The following is a 2,062-nucleotide window of genomic DNA, read 5'->3' as shown; positions in this document are numbered from 1 at the left end:
GGCTCCGGCGCCGGCGGGGGAACGAACAGACCGGCGAGCTCCGGCACGTCCGCGCCGCGCTTCCAGTCCGCCATGCCCTGCTGCCAGAAGAAGCTCCGGCCGCTGATGGTGCCCGTGGCGATGAGCTCGCGCAGGGCGCCCTCGTCCAGCGGGCCCTCCTGCTTGTTCTTCACCATCACGAACCAGGGCGAGCCCGTGGCGCGCAAGGGCGCGGCCCTGGTGGGCTCATCGTCCCAGGGCGTCTGGAGCGCCGCGGGCGGCGCCTTGGCCACGGGTGGCGCGGAGGCCACCGGCGCGGGGACGCTGACGGACGGGTCGGCCAGGGAGCGCTCTTGCGCCCTGAGCCGCTCCACGTCCGCGAGCGACACCACGCGGGTGCTCTCTTCTTCGGCGGGTCCTTCGACGGTGATGACGTTCTGGCAGTTCTTGCAACGGACCTTGACCGTCTTGCCGCGGACTTTTTCGTCCGCAATGGAGTACCGCTTCTGGCAATTGTCGCAGGTGAAGTTCAAGGGGAGCGTCCGGCTCGCGGGGGGAAAACGAGGTCCCGGATGCTACCGCTAGAAATCTCCCGCGCAAACCAATCGGTTGACTCCGCCGTGCGGCCCAACTATGGAGCCCGCCTCTGCCCCTGTCTTCTCTCGCCTTATTCAGAAGGTGGCGAATGCCGGCGAAGGACCTCGGTTCAAAGTTCGTTTGCTTCAAGTGTCAGACGAAGTTCTACGACATGAAGAAGCCTGACCCGCTGTGCCCGAAGTGCGGCGCGGACCAACGGGAAAGCCCCGCACTGAAGCCCCAGCCCGAGGGACGCCGTGGCCGCCTGGCCGCTGCTCCCAAGGTCATCGAGCCCGAGCCCGAGGAGCCAGCAGCCGCGAGCGAGGAAGAGGAGGAGGATCTCGACTCGTTCGACGACGACGAGAGCGCGGCCGCCGAGCCCGACGACGACGACACCTGATTCAGGGGTATGCGGGCTTCCTGGCGAGCGCCAGGAGGCCTGCGAGCCTCGGACGTCCTCACGAGGCGGCTTGTATCCACCCGGTGCGCCCTTCGCGGGGCGCGTCCCGGGCCTGCTTCACGACCGACGTGCTTCCGCTCAGGTCCCCGATGCCAGCGCCAGCTCCGTGAGCGCGCGGCGGATCTGCTCGTAGAGGCCGGGCCCCATCTCCTGCATCCCCACCGGCCGCGGCGCCTTGCGGGGCGCTTCCAGGGTCTGCATCGGGCTCGTCAGTGTGGTCCGCTTCTTGGGCTGCATCGTCATGCCCCCCTCTCGTGTTGAAACCCAGCAGCAGCGTAGCAATTTTCCCGTCGCAGCGGAAATGAAATCCGGACACACACGCTGCACCTCCTAGTACGTGCTGGGGCGAAAACCTTCCGCCCTTTCGCCAAGAAAGTTGGAAACGGCCGGTGCTGGCTACTGCTGGAGGTCCGTGACGGCCCAGTCCTGCTCCACCTGGACGCTCTCGCCCGCGCGGACATTCACGGTCTTCTCGGCCTGGGGCAGCCGCTCGTGCCAGAAGACGAGGGTGTGGGTGCCCTCGGGGACCTCCAGCCGGAAGCGGCCGTCCGGGGACGTGGTGGCGAAGTACGGGTGGTCGAACGTCCGCACCACGGCCCGCATCCACGGGTGGATGTCGCAGCGGATGGGGACGACGCCGGGCTCCTCGGGCAGCGGCTTGCGCGTGCTCATCCCTTCCAGGGGCATGGCCACGTTGAAGAAGGAGCGCTTGGTGCTGGAGGACGCGCGCACGTTGTGGACGAGCGGATCCGAGTTGCGCAGGGTGAGCTGGCCGCCGGCGCGCGCGGCGAGGACGGGTGGATCATAGACGCACTTCTTCTGGTCCAGCACGGGCTCGGCGGGCGGCTGGGCCGGTGCGGGCAACGCGCCCGCCGACTTCAGGGACACCACCGTGTAGGCCAGCGCGCCCTCGCTCCCCACGACGAGGGAGCGGTCCTCCGTCTGCTCGCCGCACACGGACACCACGGTGCCGCTGGTGGGCGACGAGGTGGGGGGCGGCGGGGTGCCGGTGAGCCGGACACGTCCCTCGATGACGCCCCACTTCAC

4 protein-coding genes are annotated in these 2,062 nt (G+C 68.9%); 1 reads left to right on the top strand and 3 read right to left on the bottom strand.

Annotation, left to right across the window (positions count from 1 at the left end; translation table 11 throughout):
* Nucleotides 1–512, bottom strand: a 512-nt coding sequence (locus tag FL311_RS42795) for a GYF domain-containing protein (protein WP_141333391.1), incomplete at its 3' end; no start/stop codon positions are given.
* A gap of 152 nt (nucleotides 513–664) precedes the next feature.
* On the opposite strand from FL311_RS42795, the gene FL311_RS42790 reads away from it, so the two are divergent.
* Nucleotides 665–955: an FYDLN acid domain-containing protein gene (locus tag FL311_RS42790; RefSeq protein ID WP_141333389.1), complete on the top strand. Its 291-nt coding sequence runs from the start codon at nucleotides 665–667 to the stop codon at nucleotides 953–955.
* A 138-nt stretch (nucleotides 956–1,093) separates the two neighbouring features.
* On the opposite strand, the gene FL311_RS44665 is transcribed toward FL311_RS42790, so the two are convergent.
* Together FL311_RS44665 and FL311_RS44660 are read right to left on the bottom strand one after the other, a co-directional pair.
* Entirely contained in the window at nucleotides 1,094–1,258 is a 165-nt protein-coding gene (locus tag FL311_RS44665; protein WP_194869630.1) for a hypothetical protein, read from the bottom strand.
* Nucleotides 1,259–1,411: 153 nt separating this feature from the next.
* The coding region (locus FL311_RS44660) for a hypothetical protein (protein WP_141333387.1) at nucleotides 1,412–2,062 on the bottom strand (651 nt) is incomplete at its 5' end.

It is taken from the genome of Myxococcus sp. AB025B, assembly GCF_006518215.1.
Taxonomy (GTDB): domain Bacteria; phylum Myxococcota; class Myxococcia; order Myxococcales; family Myxococcaceae; genus Myxococcus; species Myxococcus fulvus.
Note: the sequence above shows the minus strand (reverse complement) of the source record. Positions and strands in the feature narration are given on the sequence as shown.